The 23,874-nt window shown below is 67.6% G+C and carries 19 protein-coding genes; 13 read left to right on the top strand and 6 right to left on the bottom strand.

The features are described 5' to 3' along the window. Positions 1–2: 2 nt before the first annotated feature. The gene (locus AC3AP7_RS14370) at positions 3–806 is read right to left on the bottom strand and encodes a bestrophin-like domain (protein ID WP_475761853.1); all 804 of its coding nucleotides are present in this window, start codon (positions 804–806) and stop codon (positions 3–5) included. Between the two features lie 452 nt (positions 807–1,258). Here AC3AP7_RS14370 and AC3AP7_RS14365 point away from each other — a divergent pair, with 452 nt between their 5' ends. From AC3AP7_RS14365 to AC3AP7_RS14330, 8 genes are all read left to right on the top strand, one after another. Next, positions 1,259–2,896, top strand: coding sequence for a methyl-accepting chemotaxis protein (locus AC3AP7_RS14365; RefSeq protein WP_475761855.1), 1,638 nt, complete (start codon positions 1,259–1,261; stop codon positions 2,894–2,896). 603 nt (positions 2,897–3,499) lie between these two features. Next, positions 3,500–4,150 (top strand): response regulator, encoded by a 651-nt coding sequence (locus tag AC3AP7_RS14360; RefSeq protein ID WP_475761857.1) that lies wholly within the window; start codon positions 3,500–3,502, stop codon positions 4,148–4,150. Between the two features lie 165 nt (positions 4,151–4,315). Continuing rightward, positions 4,316–5,008 carry a response regulator gene (locus tag AC3AP7_RS14355; protein ID WP_475761859.1) on the top strand — a complete coding sequence of 231 codons (693 nt, stop codon included), beginning with the start codon at positions 4,316–4,318 and terminating at the stop codon, positions 5,006–5,008. Positions 5,009–5,115: 107 nt separating this feature from the next. Beyond that, entirely contained in the window at positions 5,116–5,760 is a 645-nt protein-coding gene (locus tag AC3AP7_RS14350; protein ID WP_475761862.1) for a response regulator, read from the top strand. A gap of 227 nt (positions 5,761–5,987) precedes the next feature. Beyond that, the gene (aqpZ, locus tag AC3AP7_RS14345) at positions 5,988–6,743 is read left to right on the top strand and encodes an aquaporin Z (RefSeq protein ID WP_475767921.1); all 756 of its coding nucleotides are present in this window, start codon (positions 5,988–5,990) and stop codon (positions 6,741–6,743) included. 75 nt (positions 6,744–6,818) lie between these two features. Continuing rightward, positions 6,819–11,201, top strand: coding sequence for a transporter substrate-binding domain-containing protein (locus tag AC3AP7_RS14340; RefSeq protein ID WP_475761864.1), 4,383 nt, complete (start codon positions 6,819–6,821; stop codon positions 11,199–11,201). Positions 11,202–11,629: 428 nt separating this feature from the next. Then, positions 11,630–12,064: a CHRD domain-containing protein gene (locus tag AC3AP7_RS14335; RefSeq protein ID WP_475767923.1), complete on the top strand. Its 435-nt coding sequence runs from the start codon at positions 11,630–11,632 to the stop codon at positions 12,062–12,064. A gap of 71 nt (positions 12,065–12,135) precedes the next feature. After that, positions 12,136–13,080: an alpha/beta hydrolase gene (locus AC3AP7_RS14330; protein WP_475761867.1), complete on the top strand. Its 945-nt coding sequence runs from the start codon at positions 12,136–12,138 to the stop codon at positions 13,078–13,080. Here AC3AP7_RS14330 and AC3AP7_RS14325 read toward each other — a convergent pair. Beyond that, entirely contained in the window at positions 13,050–13,895 is an 846-nt protein-coding gene (locus AC3AP7_RS14325; protein ID WP_475761869.1) for an EcsC family protein, read from the bottom strand. The two genes, AC3AP7_RS14330 and AC3AP7_RS14325, sit on opposite strands and share 31 nt — an antisense overlap. 135 nt (positions 13,896–14,030) lie before the next feature. Between AC3AP7_RS14325 and AC3AP7_RS14320 the strand changes: the two genes are divergently transcribed. Next, a complete protein-coding gene (locus AC3AP7_RS14320) occupies positions 14,031–15,626 on the top strand; it encodes an MDR family MFS transporter (protein ID WP_475761871.1) in 1,596 nt (531 codons plus the stop codon). Positions 15,627–15,657: 31 nt separating this feature from the next. After that, positions 15,658–16,137 carry a MarR family winged helix-turn-helix transcriptional regulator gene (locus AC3AP7_RS14315; RefSeq protein WP_475761873.1) on the top strand — a complete coding sequence of 160 codons (480 nt, stop codon included), beginning with the start codon at positions 15,658–15,660 and terminating at the stop codon, positions 16,135–16,137. On the opposite strand, the gene AC3AP7_RS14310 is transcribed toward AC3AP7_RS14315, so the two are convergent. Further along, positions 16,101–17,378, bottom strand: coding sequence for an amino acid deaminase (locus tag AC3AP7_RS14310; protein WP_475761875.1), 1,278 nt, complete (start codon positions 17,376–17,378; stop codon positions 16,101–16,103). The genes AC3AP7_RS14315 and AC3AP7_RS14310 overlap by 37 nt on opposite strands. Positions 17,379–17,527: 149 nt before the next feature. Between AC3AP7_RS14310 and AC3AP7_RS14305 the strand changes: the two genes are divergently transcribed. The 3 genes from AC3AP7_RS14305 (at position 17,528) to AC3AP7_RS14295 (ending at position 20,414) form a co-directional block, all read left to right on the top strand. Further along, a complete protein-coding gene (locus tag AC3AP7_RS14305) occupies positions 17,528–18,430 on the top strand; it encodes a MurR/RpiR family transcriptional regulator (protein ID WP_475761877.1) in 903 nt (300 codons plus the stop codon). A 3-nt stretch (positions 18,431–18,433) separates the two neighbouring features. Beyond that, entirely contained in the window at positions 18,434–19,915 is a 1,482-nt protein-coding gene (locus tag AC3AP7_RS14300; RefSeq protein WP_475761879.1) for an N-acyl-D-amino-acid deacylase family protein, read from the top strand. Positions 19,916–20,024: 109 nt separating this feature from the next. Beyond that, on the top strand, positions 20,025–20,414 hold the full coding sequence (locus tag AC3AP7_RS14295; RefSeq protein ID WP_475761881.1) for a RidA family protein: 390 nt from the start codon (positions 20,025–20,027) through the stop codon (positions 20,412–20,414). A 76-nt stretch (positions 20,415–20,490) separates the two neighbouring features. Here AC3AP7_RS14295 and queF read toward each other — a convergent pair whose 3' ends face one another. Genes queF through ilvA form a run of 3 tightly spaced genes read right to left on the bottom strand, consistent with a single transcriptional unit; the run spans position 20,491 to position 23,772 of the window. Continuing rightward, the gene (gene queF, locus AC3AP7_RS14290; RefSeq protein ID WP_475761883.1) at positions 20,491–21,315 is read right to left on the bottom strand and encodes an NADPH-dependent 7-cyano-7-deazaguanine reductase QueF; all 825 of its coding nucleotides are present in this window, start codon (positions 21,313–21,315) and stop codon (positions 20,491–20,493) included. After that, a complete protein-coding gene (locus tag AC3AP7_RS14285; RefSeq protein WP_475761885.1) occupies positions 21,312–22,229 on the bottom strand; it encodes a 5'-nucleotidase in 918 nt (305 codons plus the stop codon). Before AC3AP7_RS14285 ends, queF begins: the two co-directional genes overlap by 4 nt. Before the next feature lie 19 nt (positions 22,230–22,248). Beyond that, positions 22,249–23,772 carry a threonine ammonia-lyase, biosynthetic gene (gene ilvA / locus AC3AP7_RS14280; RefSeq protein WP_475761887.1) on the bottom strand — a complete coding sequence of 508 codons (1,524 nt, stop codon included), beginning with the start codon at positions 23,770–23,772 and terminating at the stop codon, positions 22,249–22,251. Between the last annotated feature and the right edge of the window lie 102 nt (positions 23,773–23,874).

The following is a 23,874-nucleotide window of genomic DNA, read 5'->3' as shown; positions in this document are numbered from 1 at the left end:
CGCTAGCGGCTCAGGTGCGCGAGCGCATCGCGCATCGGCTGGCTGGAGACCACGATCGGACCGGTGAACGGCGTATCCAGATCGACGATCACATACACGGCCGAGGCGATCGACAACGCGCCGAGCGTGATCGTCACGAGCGCAAGCGCATTGCGCGGCGCGATCAGGCCGAAGCTCAGAAAGATGACGAACAGCCAGAACGTCAGCATCTTCAGGAACGGCTGCGAAATCGTGCTGTGCGCTTCCTCGATCAGCTTCCAGCGCGCATCGACCAACTGGTTGAACTGGACGAAGGCGCGCGCGAGCAGGCGCTGGCGAAGGAGGTCGGCAGGCGCGAGGCTGCGCATGGCCTCGCCCACCTGGTCCAGCATGTTGCCAAGGCGGACGTCTTCGAGCTTGTCCGAATTCTGTTCGACCGGGATGTCCGCCGGGTAGTACGCGCCCGGCGGACGCGGCTCCTGCGGCCACGTGCTGGCGATGGCCGCGGCCGTGTAGGCACGCAGCATCTGCCGCATCGGCCGGGCGTCGGCCCCGTATTCGCGCAATGTCGCATTCAACTGGATCAGGTCCGCGGAATAGGCGCGAAAGTCATTGCCGACATTGTCGAAACTGCTTTTCGCCGAGGTGGTCATGAGCCCGAGCACGAGCGCCGCGAACGTGACGAGCATGCCGATCACCAGTTGGACCAGTTGCACCGTCTCATGCGCCTTGTGCTCCTCCGGCAGCAACGGGCGAATCGCGACGCCTGCAGCCGTGCCGGCCAGCAGCAGGACGAACACGAGCAGCGCAGAGCCGATCTCGTACATGATGCGGCACTCCACGAAACAGGGGCCCCCTTACTGTCCGCCAACGGGAAGGTGGCCGCAAGTCCGGCGCAAGGCGGAGGCGCCCTCCGGCGCGAAGTCGCGGCGCCGCGCCATCTCCCGGGCATCGAAATATCCGCCGCGTCGCAGCGACGCGCGACCGACCTTGCGGTGAGCGCGCTGGCGGTGCCCGGGGTCAAGCGCGGGGAGGCGGCGCCAGTATCCAGGATTTCGCGTGAGTCGCGAAAACGCGCAACGCCCGGTAAGGCACAAGAGATAAAGGTTTGCATTCAAAAAACTAAAGTTCTCTTTAATTTTGCCGTTGACCTTCCGTGTATGGCGTCCGTTTAAAAAAGTCATTCCGGCTGCGGACCCGCTCAGCGCGCCGCGTTCCGGTCCGTCCGCACGCAGACGGCCGCGCGCCGTTCAGCCGTTAGCCGAAGGAGACCCAGTTCATGTTGAAAAACCTGTCGATCCGCGCATGCCTCACGGTCATGGTGGCGTTCTTTGGCATCGTCCTGCTGATCGGCGCGGCTGCCGGGCTGCTGTCGCTGCGCGCGAGCAACGCGTCGCTGCAGCACATGTACACGGTCGATACGCCGGCGGTTGCGGACCTCGAAGGCAGCGCCGGCCAACTGCTGCGGCTGCGACTCGCGCTCGCGACGTACGCGTCGCTCACCGCGCTGAACGACCAGGCCGGCGCGCAAGCCGTGCTGGGCCGCTCCGACAACTACCTCGCGACGTCGGACAAGCTGCTCGCGCACTACCTGAACGAAACGGGCGCCGATGCGGACTCGCAGCCGCTCGTCAAGGACATGCAGGATGCGCGCAACACGTTCCTGCACGAAGGCGTCGATCCGGCGCTGGCGGCGCTCAAATCCGGCGACCGTCCGACCTTCGAGGAACTGCAGGGCCACAAGCTGCCGAAGCTCTACAACGCGTACCAGAAGGCGATGATGAAGCTCGAGCGGTTGCAGATCGAAAGCGGCGCGCAACGCTACGCGCAGGCGCAGAGCCGCTTCTACGCAATCAGCGTGGCGGTGGCGGTCGGCATGGCGGCGGCCCTCGTGCTGTCGTGGTTGGCGCGCGTGGTGCTCGTTCGCGCGATCGTCGATCCGGTCGATGCGACGATCGCGCAGTTCCAGCGGATCGCAGGCGGCGATCTGACCGGGCGGATCGCCGCGACGAGCAGCAACGAGATGGGGCGTCTCGCCAGCGCGCTGCGCACGATGCAGGACGCGCTGACCTCGACCGTCAGCACGGTGCGCGACGGAACCGATTCGATCAACACCGGCGTGAGCGAAATCGCCGCCGGCAACGCCGATCTGTCGCAGCGGACCGAGGAGCAGGCCGCCTCGCTCGAAGAGACCGCCGCGAGCATCGAGGAACTGACCTCGACGGTCAGGCAGACCGCGGAAAACGCCAGGCAGGCGAGCACGCTCGCCGACAGCGCATCGACGCTCGCCGCGCAGGGCGGAGAGTTGACGCAGCAGGTGGTGGGAACGATGCAGCAGATGGTCGACGATTCGCGCCGGATCGCCGACATCATCGGGGTGATCGAGGGCATCGCGTTCCAGACCAATATCCTCGCGCTGAACGCGGCCGTCGAGGCGGCGCGCGCGGGCGAACAGGGGCGCGGCTTCGCGGTGGTTGCGAGCGAGGTGCGCTCGCTCGCGCAGCGCAGCGCCGGTGCGGCCAAGGAGATCAAGAGCGTCATCGACGAGTCGACCGGGCGCGTGCAAAGCGGCGCGGAACTGGTCGAGCGCTCGGGCGCCACGATGACCGACATCGTGCAGGCGATCACCCGCGTGAGCGCAATCATCGGCGAGATCGCGGGGGCGGCGGCGGAGCAGAGCACCGGTATCGATCAGGTGAACCGCGCAGTCGCGCAAATGGACGAGGTCACGCAGCAGAACGCGGCACTGGTCGAGCAGGCCGCGGCGGCAGCCGGTTCGCTCGAAGACCAGGCGCGCCGTCTGAGCGCGGCGGTCGCGGTGTTCCGCACCGACGCGGCACACGCTCGCCTTTCCTCTGCCGGCGCCGCGCGAGCGAGCGTCGAGTCGATGCACGGCACGCCCGCGCTCGCGGTCTGAGCACCGGGCGCGGGCGGCGCCTGTGGCGTGCTCGCCCGGCGCCGGTGTGCCGCGGAAGGCTTGCGGTGCGCGGCGGTCCGGGGTGGCGTGGTAAGGCACGGCATGGCATGGCATGGCACGGCACGGCACGGCACGGCATGGCACGGCACGGCACGGCACGGCATGGCACGGCACGGCACGGCACGGCACGGCATGGATGGTCCGCGTGTGCGCCTGGCTGGCTGCAAGAGCCGGGCGCGGCGCCCCATCGCCGCTCCAGCGGCCGGGAACCGGCCAGGCAGCGCGGCGTCTCGTGCGGGTTCCCGTTCGAGCACATCCCCCTTTCTGATGCACCCTCTCCTTTATATCTGGCGTCCACTCAGCATTGGCTGAGGTTTGTCCGCGCCTATTTCCGACAGACTCGCGAAATCATCTGATCGCCGCGCGATCCCGCGAGCGTCGTTGCGATCCTTCGCTCGATATCTGACGCGTTCTTGTATCGACATATCCGCACTTTGCCTCTGCGGAATCAGAACTCTCCGATTCCCCTTCCCGCTGCGGGTTGATTCCATAAACGCCGTCGCTGCACCGCCCCACTTTTCCCTGCGAACCCGGAGACACAAGATGACCACGCTTCAAGTCGTGCTGGCAGACGATCATCCGTTCGTACTGCTTGGCGTAAGGACCGCACTTGCGAGTTGCGCCGACATCGCAGTCGTCGGGGAGGCGGCGGATGCCGGCGCGTTGATCGCGACGATGCATGCCACCGCATGCGACGTGCTCGTCACCGATCTGTCCATGCCGCTCGCGGACGGCGACGCCGCCGACGGCCTGCCGCTGATCAGGCGGCTGCAGCGCGACTGGCCGCGCCTGCGCATCGTGGTGCTGACGGGTCTGACGAACATCCCGGTTCTGCGTGCGCTGATGGCCGATGGCGGTGTCGGCCTGCTGACGAAACTGGCCCCGATGGACGAACTGATCGCCGCCGTGCGTTCCGCCCACGCGGGTCGCGCGTACATCAGCGGGGCGATTCTGCAGTGGCTCGGGCAGGACGACCGGACAATGTCCGATCGTCGGGTGGAGCCGTCGCTGTCGCCGAACGAGTTGGATGTCGTAGGAATGTATGCGCGCGGGATGTCGGTCTCTGAAATTGCGCGGGCACGCGGACGCAACGTGCGCGCGATCGGTCGTCAGAAGCGGGAAGCGATGAAGAAGATCGGCGTCAAAAATGATCCCGGTCTGTTTGCATACCTGAAGGGCAAGGGTGTAATCTGATGTCATTGAATTGGATAGCTAAATAATGCGTGAAGACGATGGATAGGATGGCGTTGCAACCAGGCTGTCCGATATTGTCCGAAAGCGGTTTGCGCGAGACGCGTCGCGCAGACCGGATGCGCGGAAGGCGAGCGATGTCAGTCCGATCGACTGGGGGTGGCGGGAATGAACAGAAGGGTTGAGACGAAGAGGCCAGCCAGGGCGATTGTCGCAGACGACCACCCGCTCGTGCTGCTGGCGGTCGAAAACCTGCTGGCAAGCCAGCCTCACCTGGAGGTCGTCGGACGCGCGAGCGACGGCGTCGAACTGTTCGACGAAGCGGAGGCCGCCGGCTGCGATCTCGTCGTGATGGACCTGCACATGCCGTGTGGCGCGGCAGACGTCGGCTTCGAGATGGTGCGGCGTTTCCGGCTGCGCTTCCCGCGCACGGCGATCGTGGTGCTCACCATGGAGATCGACGTCGACACGCTGCGGCGTCTCATCGCGCTCGGCGTTGGCGCCATCGTCAGCAAGCGGGACCGGATCGACCTGATCCACGTTGCGATCGTCACCGCGCTGGCCGGCGAACATTACGTCGGGCCGACCGTGCGCACGCTGCTGGCCGACGCCACGCTCGCGCGGCGTTTCGCCTTTGTGCGCGACCTGCTGTCGCCCCGCGAACTCGAAGTGCTCACGCATTACGCGGCCGGCCGGCGCGTGTCGGAGATCGCGGCGCGACTCGGCCGCAGCGTCAAGACGGTCAGCGCGCAGAAATGCACAGCCATGAGAAAGCTGTCGCTGCAGTGCGATGCCGACCTGTTTCGCTTCGTGGTGGATCACGGCGTGCTTCCGGGCGCGACCCGGCAACCCCGGTGCTGATGCCGTCCCTCGCCGCGCGGTTGCGCGGCACAACCTGAACGACGCGCCGGGGCCCTGGGGATGCACGATGTGCGGGGGCCGGCGGTCACCCTCTCCAGAACTACAAGATGAATCCGTCTATTCGAGTCGTTGTGGCCGATGATCACGCTTGCGTGCGTTTCGGCGTGAGGCAACTGCTGGAGACCCTTCCGCATGTTCGCGTCGTCGGGGAAGCGTGCGACGCGCGCACGCTCCTCGAGGTGCTCGACGCCTGCCCGTGCGACGTGCTCGTTTCCGATCTCGGCATGCCGGACCTCGATGGCCAGAGCAACGCGACCGCAATGCTGCGGCGCATTCTGCGCTATCCCCACCGCCCGCGCGTCGTCATCCTGACGATGGTCTGCCATCCGCCGACATTGTCTGGACTGCTTTGCATGGGCGTGGCCGGTATCGTCGACAAGCGCGATACCCTCGACTCGCTGGTCAGCGCGATCGATGTGGCGGTGTGCGGCGACAGCTATCTGTCGAGACGGGTGAAGCGGATGTTTGCCGATGCCGGGGCGCTCCCGCCGCCGCGCGCCGGCGTACTGAGCGTGCGCGAGTGGGAGGTGTTCCGCCTGTATGTGAGCGGCATGCCGATCCATGAGATTGCGAAGCGGCTCGACCGCAGCGGCAAGACCATCAGCACCCAGAAACGCAGCGCGATGCGCAAGCTGGGGCTCGACTCGGACGCCGCGCTGATCCGGTACGCGCAGCAATTGGGTCTGACCTGAATTTACGTAGGGAAAAGTCGCCCGGATTGTCAGGTTAGCTTCAAAGTTTCGGACTTGTCCGATTACTGGCCCTGCGTTCCTGTCTGATACTTGCAAGCTGCATGCGCTTGACAGATGCGGCCATATTTAACTCTTCGAACATCATTCGGCATCCAGATCAAATGCGCCATGGTTCCGGCGTTGACGTGCGGCCGGTTTCACTAATGATGATTCGGAGCGGGTACGAAATGGCAAGTCTGGCTAAGCGGTTGGTCGTGGAAGGCGCGGGTACGGCGTGGCTGGTGTTCATCGGCTGCGGCAGCGTCGTGCTGAATGCGGGCGCGCTGGAGCGGGGCGGCAACCTGCTCGTCGTGTCGCTGGCGTTCGGTGCGGCGCTCGCCACCGCGACGTTCGTCCTCGGCCGGATTTCAGGCGCTCATTTCAACCCGGCTGTCACCGTCGGGTTCGCCGCGGCCAACCGCTTCCCGGTGCGCGAACTGGTGCCGTACATTGCCGCACAGACCGTCGGCGCGGTGGCGGGTGCGGCACTGCTTGTCTGTATCGCGAGCGGGCGTCCCGGCTTCGAACTGGCCGGCAGCGAGTTCGGCGCCAACGGGTTCGGCGACCATTCGCCCTGGGATTACCGCCTGCATTCCGCGCTCGCCATCGAGCTGGTCATGTCGTTCGCGCTGATGATGGCGTATCTGCTGATGCCGCGCTCGCCAGGCTCGCGCTTTTCCACTCCGCTTGCCAAGGGCGCGTGCATGTCGCTCGTGTACATGGTCGCGCTGCCGGTGACGAACGCATCGGTGAATCCGGCGCGCTCCACGGGCCCCGCCATATTCGTCGGCGACTGGGCCCTCGACCAGCTCTGGCTTTTCTGGGCGGCGCCGCTCGCGGGCAGCATCATTGCCGGCGTCGCCTATTCGCTGATGCGCGGCGGCGCGCGCGGTCAAGACGCCACACGCGCCAAGCCGGCTGCGCATTCCGTCACGACACGCTGAGCCCGCATCGTGCGCCGCCCGTCCTTTCCCTCTGTTCGCGCTGCGCGCTGGCATCTGCTGTGGCGCGTCGCGCGGATGCTCCCGCTGTTTGCGCTGCTGTTCGCGCTGGCCCGCCCCTCGGGCGCGGGCGAAGCGTCGGCGGCGCAAGGCGATACGCTGCCGCCGGTGCTCAAGGTGGGGGTGCTCGCCAGCGGCTGGCCGCCGTTCGAGCAGTTCGAGGGCGGGCATTTGCGCGGCCTCAGCGTCGATTATCTGCAGGCGCTCGTTGGTTCTGCTGTGACGCTCGAACCGAAGCTGTATCCCGATATGCCGCATCTGCTGGCGGCAACCGCAAGCGGCGAAGTCGACGTGATGATGAGCATCGCGCGCACGCCCGAGCGTCAGCATCATCTGAGCTTCACTGCGCCTTATTTCCGCTCGTCCACGGCGGTGGTGGTCAATGCGCGCGTCGGCCAGATACGCGACATCGCGCAACTGGCCGACGCGCGCGTCGCGGTCGAACTCGGCTTCGCGCAGGAACACTTTCTGCGCGAGCGCTTCCCGCGCGCGCGAATCGTCACGTTCGCCGATACGGCGTCCGCGTTGCGCGCACTCCAGCGCGGCGATGCGGACGCCTACGTCGGATTCACGCCCGCGGTACGTCATGCGCTTGCGCATCGCGCATTCCCCGGGTTGCATATCGCGTTTGAAAGCAGCGCGCTGTCCAGCGAACTGCGCTTTGCGCTCGCCCGCGATCGCACTGCGCTGCGCAACCGGCTCGATCGCGCGCTGGCGGCGATGCCGCCCGCCGATCAGGCCGAGATCGTCACCCACTGGCTCGGCCCGGGCGCCGATGCGCCGCCGGTTTCGCAGGGCCTCCTCCTGACCGCGGACGAGCGGGCGTGGCTGGCCGCGCTGCCGCCGCTCACGGTCGGTTTCGACGCCGGCTGGCCTCCGTTCAGCTATGTCGATGGCGTGGGCCGCATGAGCGGCATCGCGGCGGACTATCTCGATTACATCGCCGCGACGCTCGGCGTGCACTTCGTGCGCGCTCAAACGGGCGACTGGCCGGCGACGATCCGCGCCTTCGAACACGGCGATGTGGCGATGCTCGCAACGTCGTCGCCCGACGATCCGCGTTTGCGGGGCGCATGGTTTTCGCGCCCCTACGAGAGTTATCCGCTCGTCATCGTCGGACGCGAGGACGAACCCGCGGTGCGCGGTCTCGTCGATTTCTCGACCCGCCGTGTCGCGTTGTCGGCGCAGGCGGTGGGCTCGATTTCGTTGGCCGATTACCACATCCCGGACGCGAACGTCACCGTCGTCCCGAATCTGCCCGATGCGCTCGCGTTGCTCGCCGACGGCAAGGTCGACGCGGTCGTCGGCAACGTTGCCGCGATCGACGTCGAATTGAAAGAGACCTATCACGGCACGCTGAAGATTCTCGGCACCGTGGGCGAGGCCGATTCGCTCGGCTTCGCGGTGCGGCCCGATCTCGCGCAACTGGCGGGTCTGATCGACCGCGCGCTGCTCGCGATGCCGCCGGCGCAGAAGGAGCGCATTCGCGAAAAATGGGTGCGCGGCGTCGCGGACAGCAGCGTTGTCTGGAGCGTGACGGCGGTGCGGCTGTTGCCGCTGCTGATCGGCATCGCGGTCGTCCTCGTCGTGACGTTGCGCGCCTACACGCTGCTGCAACGCGAGATGCGCCTGCGCAAGAACACCGAGCGGGCGCTCGAAGCGCAGTTGAACTTCCAGCAGTCGATGATGGAGTCCGTGCCGTACCCGCTCGCCGCAAAAGACATCGACGGCCGCTACATCGCGGTGAACCGCGCCTACGAGCAGGCGTGCGGCCTGCGGCGCGAGCAGGTGATCGGGCGAACCGGCCGCGAAGTCGGCGCGTGGGGCGAGCAGAACGGCGTCGAACTTGAACGCGTGATGCAGGAGATCTTCGCGCGCGGCGAGCCCGTCCAGACGGAGCTGCTGTTCGCCGGTCCGTCCGGCAAGAACCGGCATGGCCTGTTTCTGACAAACCTGTGCAGGGGTGTCGACGGCGAGCCGTCGTATCTGATCGGCACGATGGTCGACATCACCGATATCCGTCGCGCCGAAATGCTCGCGCGCGAGAACGAACGGCGGCTATTCGACGTCACGCGTTCGTTGCCCCTCATCGTGTTCCAGTTGCGGCGCGACCCGCAGGGCGGCTACTCGTTTCCGTATCTCGGCGGCGACCTGCGGCATCTGCTCGGGGATCGCGCCTATCAGGCCCAGGCGCGCCAGCAGGTCGATTTCGGCCTCGTATGGCCGGAAGACCGGCCCAGGCTGTTCGCCGCGCTGGAGCGCTCGGCACGCCGCGGCACGCCGGTGCATATCGCGTTTCGCACGCATGCGGCCGACGGGTTCAAGTGGGGGCGGGCGGAGCTCGCGCCGCGCGAGGAGGACGACGGCGGCGTGCTCTGGAGCGGCTACTGGGTTGACGCGAGCGCCGAGCGCGCGCGCGCCGACGAGCTCGCGCGCGCGCGCGATCTGGCCGAGGCGGCGTCGCGCGCAAAGGACGACTTTCTGGCGATGATGAGCCACGAGATCCGCACGCCGATGAATGGGGTGCTCGGTCTCGTCGAGGTGCTGGAGCGCACGCGCCTGAACGACGATCAGAACGAGATGCTCGGCATGATCCACGAGTCGGCCGGCGCATTGCTGCAGATTCTGGACGACCTGCTCGACTATTCGAAGATCGAGGCCGGGCGGCTCACGATCGAGTCGGAGCCGCTCGACCTGCGCGAACTGGTCGACAACGCGGTGGGTCTCCTCGCCGGCCGCGCGCACGAAAAAGGGCTGAAGGTGCGGGTCGACGTGACGGCCGGGATTGCCGCCAGCCTGCTTGGCGACAGCGTGCGGCTGCGGCAGATCCTCTTCAATCTGCTCGGCAATGCGATCAAGTTCACGCCTGCCGGGCAGGTCGACGTGCGGGTCGCGGTGCTGGACGACGTCCGCGACACGCAGACCATCGAAATGACGGTCGAAGACACCGGCATCGGCATTGCGCCGGAAGTGCAGGCGCACCTGTTCGAACCGTTCGCCCAGGCCGAATCGTCGACCACACGGCGGTTTGGCGGCACGGGCCTCGGCCTGACGATCTGCCGCAAGCTCGTTGCGCTGATGGGCGGGCGGCTCGAATTGCAAAGCACGCCGAACGTGGGGACGTGCATGATCGTGCGGCTCGCGATGCCGGTCGCGCAGCGCGATTACAAGGCAAGCGCGCTGCGCGGCAGGCGCGGCGTCGTCGTGTACGAAGACGGCCGGATCGCGCAGGCGCTCGTGCATTTCGGCGCGGCGCTCGGAATTGCGCTGCGCGCGCTGCCGCCCGGCGCGCCCGCGCTGCGCGATCCCGCAATGATGGGCGACGTGGATCTGATCTTCACCGGCGACGGGATGGACGTGCCGGCCGGGCGCGGTGACGGGCGCGGGGCGCCGCGGGTGATTCGCCTCACCGAGAAGTCGAAGCCCACCGGCTACCGGATCGCCGACGACGCGGTGCGGGTGAGCGTCAATCCGGTTTCCTGGCGCGGGCTGGGCGCGGCATGCGCCGCCGCGTTGACCGGCTTGTCGAACGCGCCGGCGCGCGCGCGCGTCGAGGCGGAAGCACCGGCGGGGGCGCCGGACCGCGAGCGCGCGATCGCGAGCGGCCGGCTGATCCTCGTCGCGGAAGATCACCCGGTCAATCAGGAACTGATCCGGCATCAACTGGCGCTGCTGGGGTTTGCATGCGACGTCGTCAATCACGGCGGCGAGGCGCTCGCCGAGCTTGAACGGACCCGTTACGGTTGCCTGATCACCGACTGCCACATGCCGAACCTGTCCGGCTACGAACTCGCGCGGCTCATTCGCGAGGCCGAGGCCGCACGGGGCGGCGCGCGCCGCCTGCCGATCCTCGGCATTACGGCCAATACCGCGCCCGAGGATCTGAACCGCTGCCGTGAAGCGGGCATGGACGACTGGCTCGTGAAGCCGACCCGGCTCGCCACGCTGCGCGAGCATCTGAACCGCTGGTTCGGCGCGGACAACGCGCGTCAGCCGGCGCTGGCGCAGCCGGACGCGCCGGTTCCGGCGCCCGAGGCCCGGGAGGAGGCCGGCGAGTCATTCGTTCCGGTGGACCTCGACTACCTGATGCGTCTGTGGGGCAGCGAGTCCACCGTCAAGGCGCTGCTCACTTCGTTCGTCTCTTCGATGCGCGACGACTTCGATGCACTGCCGTCGCTGCTGGAACAGAGCGATCTCGCCACATTGAGGGAGTGGCATCATCGCGTCGCGGGGGCGGCGGGCGTCCTGCAGTATCCGCCGCTGCTGGAAGCGCTCGAACATTACCGCCGCGGGCTTGCCGGCCGCTCGCCGCAGCGCCGCCGCGCGGACGGGCTCGCGCTGGTGCGCAAGGGCAAGGCGATTCTCGACGGCATCGAGGAGCAGGCGGCGCTGCTCGCCTGAGCCGCGCCGCGCCCCGGACGCGCCGGGTTGTCGCCCGGGCGGACGCTGCTGCGCCGGCACGCGGCGCGCGATCATGCAAAAAAAAACGCGGCCGAAGCCGCGTTGAAGATTGGAGACTTCCTTCGATGAAGAAGTCACTTCTCGCTTTTGGAAGCATAGCGCGTTCGCAGGGGTTGATTGGGTGTAAATCCGGCAATTGTGTATTTTTAAATGTTAAAGAGGACAGGTATGTCCTATGCCGGATGTCGTGCGTTAATAACAAAAGGATGAAAGGCCCGGTGCTCCGCTGCGGATGCGCGGTGCCCGGCATCGATCGGCATACGCCGTGCCGAAACGGTCCGGTCGCGGATTTGTCTTAGTATGGGAGGCGTCGCGCGTCGCCTCATGCACGCGCGGCGGCGGGCACGGCGTGGAGAGAGACAACAATGATGAGCGGGATGCGGAACCTCGTGGCGGTGATCGGTCTGTCGGCGCTGGCGTGCGGCGTGGCGTGCGCGGATACCGTCGCGCTGAAAGCGGATCTCGAGCCGTCGAGCGAAGTGCCGCCGTGCGTCAGCCACGGCCATGGCATGCTGAATGCTACCTTCGATACGGCGAGCCAGGTGTTGCACTGGACGGTCACGTACACCGGACTGTCGAGCCGCGTGACCGCTGCGCATTTTCATGGGCCGGCACCCGTCGGGCAAAACGGGGAGGAAGAGATTCCGTCCGCGTCCGGGGCGCTGTCGAGCCCGATCGAAGGCTCGGCGACGCTCGACGAGCGTCAGGTGGCCGATGTCATGGACGGGCAATGGTATTTCAGCATTCAGACGCAGCAGAATCCGGCCGGTGAGATTCGCGGTCAGCTCTGGCCGGTCAACTGAGCCCGACGGGCGCGCGGCACACCGGAACTCGTCCGTACCATGCCGGTTTCTTTTCGACGGAGTGCGTCACGATGAGTTGGCAAAGTGCGCTCGCATGCTGGTATCTGCGCCGGCAGTTTCGTCCGGCCACGCTCAGGCCCGAGATCAACGTGGCGGGCGCGCGGGCGCTGACCGCGAAACGCGTGTGGTCGCCGAAGGTGCCGCCCGGCTGGCAACTGCGCGAGCAGTACGGTCCCGGGGACGCGCCGCGCGGCGAATGGCTCGAACCGTCGGGCGGTCGCCGCCCGGCTTCGCCCACGCTGCTGTATCTGCATGGCGGCGGCTATTATTTCTGTTCGCCCCGCTCGCACCGCCCGCTGGTCTTCGCGCTAGCCACGCGCGCGGGTGGGCCGGTGTTCTCCGTCGATTACCGGCTCGCGCCCGAGCACCGCTTTCCGGCGGCGCTCGATGACGCGCTGGCGGCCTATCGTCTGCTCGTCGCGGCCGGCACGCCGCCGGAATCGATCGTGGTAGCGGGCGACTCCGCCGGCGGCGGCCTCGCGCTCGCGACGCTGGTTGCATTGCGCGACGCGGGCGATCCGCTGCCTGCCGGCGGGCTGCTGTTCTCCCCGTGGACCGATCTCGCGGCGCGCGGCGCCACGCTGCAGACCAACGACGGCGCCGATCCGATGTTCAGCGGCGCGGCGATCGGACGGGCGGCACGGGTCTATCTGGGCGACGCGGACGCGACGCATCCGTACGCGTCGCCGGTTTATGCGGACCTGCAGGGGTTGCCGCCGCTCTTCATCCAGGCGGGCAGCACCGAGGTATTGCTGGACGACGCGCGGCGTGTCGCCGCGAATGCGAAAGCGGCGGGCGTCGATGTCGAGTTGCAGATCTGGACGAAGATGCCGCACGTCTGGCAGATTTTCGCGCCGTTCATTCCCGAGGCGCGCCAGGCGCTCGACGCCGCGGCCACGTTCGTGCGGCAGTCCGCGGGATGCGCTCAGGCGTCGCCGGCGACGTCGATGGCCTGATAGGCGGTCTGCACGCGCTCCGCGCCATAAATGCGTTCGAGTCGCCGCACGGTGAAGTGGCCCTGCGCGACCGCCTGGAAATGGTCCATGAACACCGTGTTGACCATCGCCCCGAGCACCGCGCCGATCGCCGGAATGGACTTGGCCGCCACCTGCTCGCTCACCTGCACCGAGAAGCGCGCCGCGATCGTGTTCAGCAGCCGCAGCAGCGCGGTGGCGCTATGCCCGGTGAGCCCCTTCGTCGCCATTTCGGAGGACGCCTTCGACACCGCCTGCGCGAGCGCGCCGCGCATGATGAAGTAGCCGTAGTCGGCGTCGTCGTCGGCCGGCGCGATGCCGCCCATGCCGAACACCGCGAGACACTGCAGTTGCGTGTCGATCGATCCGAGATCCTCGCCTTCGCTGCGCGCAATGTCGCAGATCGAGCGGAACATCAGCGTGGTCGTTACCGGCAGTTCGACCGGCAGCGCCACGAGGCCGAATGCGCCGCCGGCCGCGCCGGTGGTCGCGACCGCGAACTTGTGCAGCAGATTGCTGGGTTTGTCCGGCGCCGGCGGGGCCGGGTCGGCCGAGGCGGTGCGTCCGAGCGTGCGGCGGGCGATCTGCAGGCATTTGCGCAACGCAAGCTGGGTGGCCTCGGCAACCTTGTCGTTCGCGGCGCCGGGCAGGCGCGCGAGCAGCTTTTCAAGCGGCGCGCCGACGATGCCCGCGAGCTTCATCGCCAGCGCCGGGTGTTCGAGGCTCTGCTTCGCGCGGCGCAGTGCCTGCAGATCGGCGGCGTCGAGGCCCGCTTCGACGAGCGGCAATGAGTCCATGGTCCTCCCGGAGGTCCGGAAAATGGTGACGGTATGCCGCCGCCGCGCCTGGCGCTGCGGGGCTCGCCGGGTTAGAGCGTCACGCCGTGGTATGATTCCCCATTGTTTGACGCGTCAATTGTTGCACTAACAAAAATGGCCGTACACACCACCGCTCACCATTCGAGCAAGCAGGTCCTGCCATTCCGCGAGTCGCTGATGGCGATGCTCGGTGTGTCTTTCGTGACGATGCTCGTCGCGCTCGACCAGACCGTGGTCGGCACCGCGTTGCCGACGATCGTCGCCGAACTCAAGGGCTTCGAGCTGTACGCGTGGGTCGCGACGTCGTACCTGCTGACGTCGGTGATCACCGTGCCGATCTTCGGCCGGCTCGGGGACTACTACGGCCGCAAGCCGTTCCTGATCGCGTCGATTCTCGTGTTCACCGGCGCATCGGTGTTGTGCGGGATGGCCAACAGCATGCTGTTTCTGGTCCTCGCGCGCGGCCTGCAGGGGATCGGCGGGGGCATGCTGGTCGGCACCGCGTTCGCGTGCATCCCCGACCTGTTCCCCGACTCGGTCGTGCGTCTGCGCTGGCAGGTGCTGATGAGCTCCGCGTTCGGCATCGCCAATGCGGTCGGGCCGTCGCTCGGCGGCTTTCTCACGCAGTATTACGGCTGGCGGTCGGTGTTCTACGTGAATCTGCCGGTCGGCATGCTGTCGCTGTTCTTCGTCTGGCGTTATCTGCCGCATCTGCGCCATGTGAAGCACGACACGCGCATGCGCCTCGACTGGCCCGGCGCGCTGCTGATCGCGCTGTCGCTCGGCGCGCTGCAGCTGTTCGTCGAATGGCTGCCGAAGCACGGGCTGACGCTGTCGGCCGCCGCGCTGCTCGCGCTCAGCGTGCTGTGCGCATACGCGCTGTGGAAGTGGGAGCAGCGCTGTCCGAACGCGATCCTGCCGGTCGACATGTTTCGCAACCGCAGCCTTGCCGCGCTGTTCACGCTGGCGATTCTCGGCGGCTTCTCGATGTTCTCGCTGCTCTTCTACGCGCCGCTGCTGTTCCAGGGCGGCTTCGGCATGTCGCCGAAAGAGGCGGGGCTCGTGATCACGCCGCTCGTCGTGTTCATCACGATCGGCAGCATCGCGAACGGGCGGATCGTGCCGCGCCTGCGCAATCCGAATCTGATGCTCTACAGCGGCTTCACGCTGATGGCGCTCGCGTGCCTCGGCATCGTGGTGGCCACGCGTGCGATGCCGCTCGGGCTGCTGATGTCGTTCATGGTGGTGGGCGGCCTCGGGCTCGGTTTCGTGATGCCGAACCTCACGATCTTCGCGCAGCAGACCGCGGGCCGCGAGCACCTGGGGATCGCGACGGCGCTGCTGCAGTCGCTGCGGATGATCGGCGGCATGATCGGGACCGCGCTGACCGGCACGCTCGTCACGCACATGTACGCGAGCGGCGTGCGCAACGCGCTCGCGCGCGATCACGCGATGCCCTGGTTCAAGGACATGGGCGATCCGCAGATCCTGATCAATCACGACGCGCAGGCGACGCTGCTCGGCGAGCTCACCCGGGCCGGTCACGACGGCGCGATGCTGCTGGAAGCGGCCCGCGAGGCGCTGGTCGCGGCGATTCACCTCGGCATCGCGCTCGCGGCGGTGATTGCGCTCGTGTCGATCTGGCAGAGCCGCCGCGTGCCGCCGATCAAGCTGCACCGGCAGCCCGAGCCGGCCGTGATGGCCGACTGAGCTTCGATTTCTTGTGCCGCATCGTCAGACCATGGAAAAACAGGATCGCGTCGCCATCGTCCAGCAGTTTGGCCGGACTTACCGGGCGTTCATGTCCGCATTCGAGGCGCAGGTCGGCTTGCCGCTGCCGCGCTGGCGCGTGATGCTCGCGTTGCACGAGCTTGGCGGGGACGCGTCGCAAAAGCGCCTCGTCGAACGCCTGCGGGTGGATCCGGGCGCGCTCACGCGCCAGTTGAAGGGGCTCGAAGGGCTGGGCTGGATTTCGCGCAGCATGGACGAGCGCGACAACCGGATCACCAACGTCCGCTTCACGGACGCGGGGCGGGCCGTCACGCAAGCGAGCATGCCGCGGCGCAATGCGTTCCTGGACAATACGATGGCGGGCTTGCCGGACGATGCGCTCGCGGCGCTGTCGGGCGCGCTGCAACTGCTCGAAGCGCGGATCGGCGAGTGTGCGCCGACGCCGCGCTCCGCTCAGAAGAACGTTTCGATTACCTCGACGACCCGGTAGGACGGGTCGACCACCAGCAACTGGCGCCACTTGTCGAACGTCAGGCAGGGGTGCGAGATGTCGAACGCCACCATGTCGCCGACCTTCAGGTCCGCGCCCGCCGGGATGCGCAGGTACGCGTGCTGGTCCATCATGCCGGTGACTTCCCAGCCGTCGCTTGCCGACAGCGTGCGCGGCGCCGCATTGCCGGGCCGATAGTGGCGGGCGGGTTCTGGCATGCCTGCGTCGAATGCGGCGTCGCGCTTGCCGAACCCGACGATCGCACGCTCCGGCTCCGGAACCGACTGCACGTAGGCCCAAAGCTGGAGCGCGGGCAGCAACCCCTGACCCATCTCGCGAGCCACCGGATTGCGCGCGAAGATTTCGGTCTGCGCTTTCCGGTAGACACCGACGTCGTGCGTCAGGTAACAGCCCGGGCGCAGCACGATCTCGACCTGTCCTTGCGCGGACGCCTTCGCGAATTCCTCCGCCACCACGTCGTACCATGCGGACCCGGCGCCGGACAGGATCGCCGGCTGGCGCGCGAAGCGGCCCGCCGCGGACAGCTCGCGGGTGAGCGCGACCGCGCTGCGCAGGAACGCGCGAATCGCCTGCTCGTCCTGCAGCACGCCTTCGTACAGTTCGATGCCCGCCAGCCGGAGCGTGTCCGGATAGCGGCCGACTGCTTCCAGCACGGCCTCGCGCTGCGCGGCGTCGCGCACGCCGGTGCGGCCGCCCGGCACGCCCAGTTCGAGCAGCACGTTCAGCGACTTGCGCACCGAGCCGAAAAATTCGCCGAGCTGCACGACGCCGTCCACCGAATCGACCAGGCAGTAAAACTCGAATTCCGGATCGCTTAGCATCTCGGCGATCATCAGCATGTTGCGGCGTCCGACCAGCTGGTTGGCCATCAGGATGCGCGGCACGCCGCTGTGATACGCCGCGCGCACCTGATGCGCGGTGGCGAGCGTGATGCCCCATGCGCCCGTTTCGAGCTGGCGCCGGAACAGTTGCGGCGCCATCGTCGTCTTGCCGTGCGGCGCGAGGTTCACGCCGTACTTCTCGACGAATGCCTGCATCCACTTCAGGTTGTGTTCGAGGCGGTCCGCGTACAGCACGGCCGCCGGCAGGCTGACGTTCTCCTCCAGCAGATTCCATTCAAGACGGCCGACGTCCAGCAACTGGATGCTCGTGCCCGGAACCATGCCCAGGCCCTTGCTATACGGATCGATCGTGGCGCCCTGATAGTTTGTAACTTTCATCTAACCTTGCTCCATCGTCCAGATAAATTACTGCGAAGTTGACTTTGTCATGTTACAGAAAGTACGATGATCGCTGACATGTTATTTAATACCAAGATCCCGGCGCCGCCTGATACACGCTTGCGCGCGCGGCGCCGGATCCGTCCCCCATGCTGAATCCGACTGCCGGGCTGCCCGATTTCGATATTGTCGCGCGCATTGCCGAAAGCGCGCCCGAGTTGCGCTCGGCCGAGCGCAAGGTGGCGGCGCTGCTGCTCGACGACCTGACCGGCGCGGCGCGCGCGAGCATCGGCGCGCTCGCGCAGCAGGCCGGCGTGAGCGTCGCGACGGTCACCCGCTTTGCGAAGGCGGTCGGCTGCCAGGACGTGCGCGAGCTGAAGCTGCGGCTCGCGCAGGCCGCGGCGGTCGGACAGCGCTTTCTGCCGCGCGCCGCGTCCGCGGCGACGCCGGCGAGCCCGGCGTCCCTCGCGACCCGCGTGTTCGAGGAGATGCAGACGGCGCTCACGCACAATCATCAGCTGCTGTGCCACGCGCCGCTCGGCGAAGCCGCGCAGGCGCTGCGCGATGCGCGGATGATCTACGTGTTCGGCATGGGCGGCGGCTCCACCGCGCTCGCGGACGAAATGCGCTTTCGCCTCGTGCGCCTCGGGCGGCCGGTCGCGACGTATCAGGACGCGCTGCTGCAGCGAATGGTCGCGAGCACGCTGTCGCGCGACACCGTGGTGATCGCGCTGTCGACCACCGGCCGCGTGCCTGAGATGCTCGAAAGCTGCCGCGTCGCGTGCAGCTACGGCGCGCGGCTCATCACGCTGACCGCGCCCGCGTCGCCGCTCGCGAAGCTGGCGGACTGGGTGATCCCGATCGTTGCGTTCGAAACCGATTTCATCTACAAGCCTTCGTCGTCGCGCTATGCCATGCTGATGGCGCTCGATGTGCTCGTCACCGAACTGGCGGTGAGCCTCGGCGACGAGAGCCGCGAACTGCTGCGCCGGATGAAGCATGCGCTCGACGCGCATCGCGGCGGCGGCGAGCGTCAACCCCTGGGAGATTGAGCCATGCATTCGCATCCCGAAGCTGCCGATACGCTGATCGTCGGTGCGCAGCTGTACGACGGCACCGGCGCGCGGCCGCTCGAACGCGACGTGGCGCTGCGCGACGGCCGCATCGCCGCGATCGGCAACCTGTCGAACTGGCTTGCCGAAGAGGTCGTCGATGCGAACGGGCGGGCGCTCGCGCCGGGCTTCATCGATGTCCACACGCACGACGACACGCACGTGATCCGCGCACCGCAGATGCTGCCGAAGCTGAGCCAGGGGGTGACGACGGTGATCGTCGGCAATTGCGGGATCAGCGCGTCGCCGGTGGTGCTCGACGGCGATCCGCCGGATCCGATGAATCTGCTCGGCGAGCGCGACGCGTTCCGCTATCCGACCTTCGCCGCCTATGTGGACGCGGTCAATGCGGCGCAGCCGGCGGTCAATGTCGGCGCGCTGGTCGGCCATACGGCGCTGCGCAACAACCAGATGGACCGGCTCGACCGCGCCGCGAGCGGCGACGAGATTGCGCGGATGCGCGCGCAGCTCGAAGAGGCGCTCGCGCACGGCGCGCTCGGCCTGAGCAGCGGCCTCGCGTACGGCTCCGCGTACGCGGCGCCGACCGAGGAGGTGATGGCGCTCGCCGAGCCGCTCGCCGCGGCCGGCGCGCTGTACACGACGCACATGCGCACCGAGTTCGACGCGATCCTCGACGCAATGGACGAGGCGTACCGCGTCGGCCGGCACGCGCGCGTGCCGGTGGTGATCTCGCATCTGAAGTGCGCGGGCCCGTCGAACTGGGGGCGCAGCGTCGAGGTGCTCGCGTCGCTGGACGGCGCGCGCCGCCTGCAGCCGATCGGCTGCGACTGCTATCCGTACAGCCGCAGTTCGTCGACGCTCGACGTGAAGCAGGTGACGGGCGACATCGACATCACGGTCACATGGTCGCGCCCGCATCCGGAGATGGCCGGCAAGCTCGTCAGCGAGATCGCCGCGCAGTGGGGCGTCACGCAGCAGGAAGCGGCGCAGCGGCTGCAGCCGGCCGGCGCGGTCTACCACAACATGTCCGAGGACGACGTGCGGCGGATTCTGTCGCATCCCGCGTCGATGGTCGGCTCCGACGGGCTGCCGAACGATCCGCTGCCGCATCCGCGCCTGTGGGGCGCGTTTCCCCGCGTGCTCGGCCATTACGCGCGCGATGCCGGCCTGCTGCCGCTCGCGGAAGCGGTCCGCAAGATGACGGGGCTGTCGGCGCGGCGTTTCGGGCTCGACAAGCGGGGCGAGGTGCTGGTCGGCTATCACGCGGATCTCGTGCTGTTCGATCCGGCGCGGGTGCGCGACGTGGCGACGTTCGAGCGTCCGCAGCAGCCGGCCGACGGGATCGACGCGGTGTGGGTCAACGGTGTGCTGTCGTATCGCGACGGCCAGCCGACCGGTGCGCGCGCGGGCCATTTCGTGCCGCGTGGCACGGCGTCGCACGCGCCCGCGCAGGGGGCGTTCTGATTTTCGTATTCGAGCCGGTCCGGGTGGGCCGGCAGATCAGCCGGCAAGCCGGCGCGGACCGGGTGCGCCGCGCGCACAGGGCCGCCGGCGTTTTCAGGGAGTGAAGAGCATGAAGCGATATGGTGTGGAAGGCGGCAAGGGAACGGGCGGGCAGCACATGCCGTTTGCGCGCGCGGTCGAAGCGGACGGCTGGCTGTACGTGTCCGGACAGACGCCCATGGAGAACGGCGAGGTGATCAACGGCGGTATCGTCGAGCAGTCGCACAAGGCGCTGCAGAACGTCTTCGGGATCCTGAAGGAAGCCGGCTACGACGCGAGCCACGTGGTCCGCTGCGGTGTCTGGCTCGACGATCCGCGCGATTTCGCGTCGTTCAACAAGGTGTTTCGCGAGTACTTCGGCGATCACCCGCCCGCGCGCGCCTGCGTCGTGTCGAGCATGGTGATCGACTGCAAGGTCGAAGTGGACTGCGTCGCGTACAAGGCGCCCGCGAAGGGCTGAGCGCGACGCGCGGCGCCGGCCGATGGCCGCTTCAAGGCTGCTTTCGCGATGGCTTCATGACGGCTTCGCTACCGCTTCACTGCCGCGCGGTGCGCAGGTTGTCCGGCATCGGCTGGTTGAAGTTGGTGCGGAACGGGTTGATGTCGAGCCCGCCCCGGCGCGTGTAGCGCGCGTAGACCGCGAGCTTGACCGGCTGGCAGGCCTTCAGGATGTCCACGAAGATCCGTTCGACGCACTGTTCGTGAAAGCCGGTGTGATTGCGGTACGACACGATGTAGCGCAACAGGCCCGCGTGATCGATCTGCGGACCGACGTAGTGGATCTGCACGCTGCCCCAGTCGGGCTGGCCGGTGACCGGGCAGTTCGATTTCAGCAGGTTCGAGAACAGCGTTTCCTCGACGGGCGCTTCGTCGAGCGCGGCGTTCAGCAGCGTCGGGTCCGGGTGATAGATGTCGGTGTCGAGGTCCAGCCGGTCGAGCGACAGCCCGGCGGGTTCGTCGAGCTTCAGCTTCGCGAATTCGGCGGGGCCCGCGAGATGCACCGGGACGCTCGCGCCGCACGCGGCGCTCGCGTCGCGGCGCAGCGTGTCGCGCACCGCATCGGCCGATTCGAACGGGGTTTGCGCAAACGAGCCGAGATAGAGCTTGAACGACTTCGATTCGACGATATTCGGCGAGTCGGCCGGCACGTAGAACGTGGCGAGCGCGATCTGCGGCTTGCCGCGCGTATTGAGCCACGACAGCTCGTAGGCGTTCCAGATGTCGGTGCCGAAGAACGGCAGCCGCTCGCCGATGCCGATCGCGTCCCGCGCGGCCTTGCGCGCAATCGGGAACAGCAGCGACGCGTCGTAGTGTTCGGTGTAGGCGGCGGGTTTGCCGAGCGGGGAGTGTTCGGGTGTCATGATGCATTCACGATGCCGCTGAGCACGTGCCCGGTCGCGGTGACGACGCGGGCCGATTCGCAGTGGCGGATTTGATCGTCGAAGAAAAAGTCCGGCTCGAACTCGCGCAGGAACGCGCCCTTGTCGAGGCCGCCGAGGAACATCGCTTCGTCGATTTCGATATTCCAGGCCATCAGCGTGCGGATCGCGCGCTCGTGCGCGGGCGCCGAGCGTGCGGTGACGAGCGCGGTGCGGATCTGCATCGGCGCGGCGCGGGTCGGCGCCGCGTCGTTCGCGAGCCGCTGCAGCCGGTGCAGCGCTTCGAGCAGCGGCTTGAGCGGACCGTCGGCGAGCGGCAGGTCCTTGTTGTCGGTCTCGTGACCGACGAACGCGCGCAGGCCGTCGCGCTGGAAGACGCGTTCCGCTTCGTCCGAAAAGAGCACGGCGTCGCCGTCGAACGCAATGCGGATCTCGTCCGGGTAGCGGCTCGCCGTGCGAGCCGATTCCGGCAGCACGCGCGCGGCCGGAAAGCCGGCGGCGAGCGCGTCGCGCACGTCGTCCTGATTGGCCGACAGGAACAGCGCCGCATTGAGCGGCTTCAGATAGCCGAACGGCGGCCGCCCGCGCGTGAACACGCCGCGCTCGATCGCCAGGTCGTGCTCGCGGCACGAATGGAAGGCGCGCAGCCCGCTGATCGGATCGCTGCGCGACAGGATCACCACTTCGACGCGATGCGCGCCGGCATTCAGCGCGAGCAGCTTGCGGATCAGCGCAAACGCGACCCCCGGCTTGGCGGGCACGGCAAGCCGTGCGCGCTGCAGCGTTTCGTACGCGCGCAGGTCGCCCTGTTCGTACACGCGGTTCTCTTCCTCGAAGTCGAACAGCGCGCGCGAAGAAATCGCAACGACCAGCTTGTCGTGCAGCGAGAGCGCCATCGGTTGCGTCCTGTCCTGGCTACGCGAGGAACAGCCGGTACACCGGGTTGTGCGTCTCTTCCCAGTGCGGATAGCCGAGCGTCGACAGGAAGCGCTCGAACTCGCCGTTCTCGGCGGTCGGCACCTGGATGCCGACGAGGATCGAGCTGTAGTCCGCGCCCTGGTTGCGGTAGTGGAACAGGCTGATATTCCAGTTCGGCGACATCGACGACAGGAACTTCATCAGCGCGCCCGGGCGCTCTGGAAACTCGAAGCGGAACAGGCGTTCGTCGCGCGCGAGCGGCGAGCGGCCGCCGACCATGTAACGGATGTGCTGCTTCGACAGTTCGTCGCCGGTGAGATCGACGGTGGCGAAACCGTGCGCCTCGAACAGACCGCCGATCTGCGCGGATTCGCTGCGGTTGCGGATCTGTACGCCGACGAAGATGTGCGCGGAGTTCGCATCGGCGATCCGGTAATTGAACTCGGTGACGCTGCGCGTGCCGACCAGTTCGCAGAAGCGTCTGAAGCTGCCGCGCTCCTCTGGAATCGTCACCGCGAACACGGCCTCGCGCGCCTCGCCGACCTCGGCGCGCTCGGCGACGAAGCGCATGCGGTCGAAATTCATGTTGGCGCCCGACGTGATCGCGATCAGCGTCTGGTTCTCGATGCCCTCGCGCTCCGCGTACTGCTTCGCCCCTGCGACCGCGAGCGAGCCGGCCGGTTCGAGCACGCTGCGGGTGTCCTGGAAGACGTCCTTGATCGCCGCGCACAGCGCGTCGGTGTTGACGGTCAGCACGCCGTCGAGGAATTCGCGGCACAGCCGGAAGGTTTCCTCGCCGACCTGCTTCACCGCGGTGCCGTCCGAAAAGAGGCCGACTTCGCCGAGCATCACGCGCTCGCCGGCTTTCAGCGATTGCGCCATCGCGCAGGAGTCGTCGGTCTGCACGCCGAACACCTTGATCTCCGGGCGCACCGCCTTCACGTAGGCGGCCACGCCGGCGGCGAGGCCGCCGCCGCCGATCGGCACGAAGATCGCATGGATCGGCCCCTGGTGCTGGCTCAGGATTTCCATCGCGACGGTGCCCTGGCCGGCGATCACGTAAGGGTCGTCGAACGGGTGGACGAACGTGAGGCCGTGCTGCTGCTGCAGCTGGAGCGCGTGTGCATAGGCGTCGCTGTACGATTCGCCGGTCTGCACGATCTCGACGGTCGGGCCGCCGTGCGCGCGCACCGCGTCCACCTTGAGCTGCGGCGTGGTGACCGGCACGACGATGATCGCTTTCACGCCCATGCGCGCCGCCGACAGCGCGACGCCCTGCGCGTGATTGCCCGCCGAGGCGGTGATCACGCCGCGCTGCAGTGCGTCCGCGGGCGTATGCGCCATCTTGTTGTAGGCGCCGCGCAGCTTGAACGAGAACACCGGCTGGTTGTCTTCGCGCTTCAGATAAATCGGGTTGCGCAGCCGCGCCGACAGGTTCGGCGCGGGTTCGAGCTCGGTTTCGCGCGCGACGTCGTAGACGCGGGCGGTGAGGATTTTCTTCAGGTAGTCGTGAGAGGCCATGCGGGTAGTGCGCTGCGCGTCGGTCGGGAACGAATCTGTAATGATAGCGCCATCGGCCGGCATTCTGGACGCGGCGCCCTTGCGGCGCGCGCGCGGCCGTGG

It is taken from the genome of Paraburkholderia sp. PAMB 6770 (assembly GCF_057748135.1).
Note: the sequence above shows the minus strand (reverse complement) of the source record. Positions and strands in the feature narration are given on the sequence as shown.

Excerpts from the sequence above, each read along its gene's own strand:
- AC3AP7_RS14315 (WP_475761873.1), top strand. The coding sequence starts at position 15,658 with ATGGAAAAACAGGATCGCGTCGCCATCGTCCAGCAGTTTGGCCGGACT.
- AC3AP7_RS14285 (WP_475761885.1), bottom strand. The coding sequence starts at position 22,229 with ATGGCGCTCTCGCTGCACGACAAGCTGGTCGTTGCGATTTCTTCGCGC.
- AC3AP7_RS14305 (WP_475761877.1), top strand. The coding sequence starts at position 17,528 with ATGCTGAATCCGACTGCCGGGCTGCCCGATTTCGATATTGTCGCGCGC.
- AC3AP7_RS14320 (WP_475761871.1), top strand. The coding sequence starts at position 14,031 with ATGGCCGTACACACCACCGCTCACCATTCGAGCAAGCAGGTCCTGCCA.
- AC3AP7_RS14360 (WP_475761857.1), top strand. The coding sequence starts at position 3,500 with ATGACCACGCTTCAAGTCGTGCTGGCAGACGATCATCCGTTCGTACTG.
- ilvA (WP_475761887.1), bottom strand. The coding sequence starts at position 23,772 with ATGGCCTCTCACGACTACCTGAAGAAAATCCTCACCGCCCGCGTCTAC.
- aqpZ (WP_475767921.1), top strand. The coding sequence starts at position 5,988 with ATGGCAAGTCTGGCTAAGCGGTTGGTCGTGGAAGGCGCGGGTACGGCG.
- AC3AP7_RS14365 (WP_475761855.1), top strand. The coding sequence starts at position 1,259 with ATGTTGAAAAACCTGTCGATCCGCGCATGCCTCACGGTCATGGTGGCG.
- AC3AP7_RS14370 (WP_475761853.1), bottom strand. The coding sequence starts at position 806 with ATGTACGAGATCGGCTCTGCGCTGCTCGTGTTCGTCCTGCTGCTGGCC.
- AC3AP7_RS14340 (WP_475761864.1), top strand. The coding sequence starts at position 6,819 with ATGCTCCCGCTGTTTGCGCTGCTGTTCGCGCTGGCCCGCCCCTCGGGC.
- AC3AP7_RS14350 (WP_475761862.1), top strand. The coding sequence starts at position 5,116 with ATGAATCCGTCTATTCGAGTCGTTGTGGCCGATGATCACGCTTGCGTG.
- AC3AP7_RS14295 (WP_475761881.1), top strand. The coding sequence starts at position 20,025 with ATGAAGCGATATGGTGTGGAAGGCGGCAAGGGAACGGGCGGGCAGCAC.
- AC3AP7_RS14330 (WP_475761867.1), top strand. The coding sequence starts at position 12,136 with ATGAGTTGGCAAAGTGCGCTCGCATGCTGGTATCTGCGCCGGCAGTTT.
- AC3AP7_RS14355 (WP_475761859.1), top strand. The coding sequence starts at position 4,316 with ATGAACAGAAGGGTTGAGACGAAGAGGCCAGCCAGGGCGATTGTCGCA.
- AC3AP7_RS14325 (WP_475761869.1), bottom strand. The coding sequence starts at position 13,895 with ATGGACTCATTGCCGCTCGTCGAAGCGGGCCTCGACGCCGCCGATCTG.
- AC3AP7_RS14300 (WP_475761879.1), top strand. The coding sequence starts at position 18,434 with ATGCATTCGCATCCCGAAGCTGCCGATACGCTGATCGTCGGTGCGCAG.
- AC3AP7_RS14335 (WP_475767923.1), top strand. The coding sequence starts at position 11,630 with ATGAGCGGGATGCGGAACCTCGTGGCGGTGATCGGTCTGTCGGCGCTG.
- AC3AP7_RS14310 (WP_475761875.1), bottom strand. The coding sequence starts at position 17,378 with ATGAAAGTTACAAACTATCAGGGCGCCACGATCGATCCGTATAGCAAG.
- queF (WP_475761883.1), bottom strand. The coding sequence starts at position 21,315 with ATGACACCCGAACACTCCCCGCTCGGCAAACCCGCCGCCTACACCGAA.